This is a genomic window from Brevundimonas sp., from assembly GCF_004210735.1.
In the GTDB taxonomy this organism is placed as follows: Bacteria; Pseudomonadota; Alphaproteobacteria; order Caulobacterales; family Caulobacteraceae; genus Brevundimonas.
The window spans coordinates 1-1,283 of record NZ_SDZL01000138.1 but is presented as its reverse complement, the minus strand read 5'-3'; the positions used below and the strand labels follow the sequence as shown (position 1 = coordinate 1,283).

Sequence of the window (1,283 nt, the reverse complement as noted above, 5' to 3'; positions counted from 1 at the left end):
GCCATGGTCATGTAGATCGGCAGACCAGACGTGACGCCATCGTCCGAGATGAGACAGCCTTCGGGCAGATAGGCGGCGAGCGACATACCAATCGTCTGTGCGTTGAACTGGTCGCCCGTGCCGGACAACGGCGGCGTCCAGTTTATCGAGTGGGGCGGTGCGGGCGCATCAAGCCAGTCGACCAGCTTTGAGACCGCATCAAAGCTGTCCGTATCCGGCCCGCCGAGATTGATCGTGCGCGCACCCTTGGGCGTGAAAGCGCCCGGCGTGTTCGGATATGCGAAGAAAGCGACGGGCGGCTTGGTGCCGGCAATCAGCAAGAGGTCCGTTCCGGCAAGCGACTCCACCGCCATCTCGGCGAAGTATGGCAGGCGCGGCGCATCGTAGAGGCCGCCGCCGCGCACATGACGCGCCATGAAGGTGTCGGTGAATACCCGAATGCCTTGCGCTTCGACACGGCGCAGCATTTCCGCGCCGCCAGCATGCAGCGCCGTGCCGTTGACGAGGATGGCGGGGCGCTTGGCCTTGGTGACGGCGCGACCCGCATCTTCGATGGTCGAGTCACTGACGATCTTCAATCCGGCGCGGGCGCCTGCTTCCGCATGCGATGCGCCCCTGGTCCAGGCCGAGTCTGCCGGCATGATCAGCGACACAGGACCCGGCGGCGGGCCGTAGCTGGCTTCGAACGCCTCGACCGCCAGCTTGCCGGCGTCCTCGACACGATCGACCGATTTCAGCCAACGCGAGTTCGGCCCCGCGAGCCCTGCAATGTCGGACGCCAGTGGCGCATCATAGGCGCGGTGCGTCACCGCATGATCGCCGATCAGGTTTACCATCGGGACATAAGCACGCCGCGCATTGTGGATGTTGGCGCCGGCGTTGAGATAACCAGGGCCAAGGTGAAGCAGCGTCAGCGCCGGCACACCTGTCATGCGCGCATAGCCATCCGCCGCGCCCGTCGCCACGCCCTCGAACAGGCATAGCACCGAGCGGATGCGCGGCTCGCGATCCAGCGCCGTGACGAGGTGCATCTCGCTGGTGCCGGGATTGGCGAAGCAGGCGGCGATGCCGCTATCGGCCAGCGACCCGATGATCGCCTCTGCGCCCGTCATCTCAGACTGCATCATGACTGCCTCCCGGTCGCGGAGACCCTATCCACCGGCTTGACGGGAGGCAAAGAAAAGCCGGCCCCGACAGGCGGGACCGGCTGTTGGGCGCGCGTCGGGGGACGGAGATGTCATACTCTCCGCGCGCGTAAGGTAGGGATGCCGAGCCCTTGGGGA

General features: G+C 66.0%; 1 protein-coding gene. It reads right to left on the bottom strand.

The window, feature by feature from the left end:
• On the bottom strand, positions 1-1,127 hold a 1,127-nt coding region (locus EON91_RS14450; protein ID WP_292096108.1), incomplete at its 3' end, for an acetolactate synthase large subunit.
• Between the last annotated feature and the right edge of the window lie 156 nt (positions 1,128-1,283).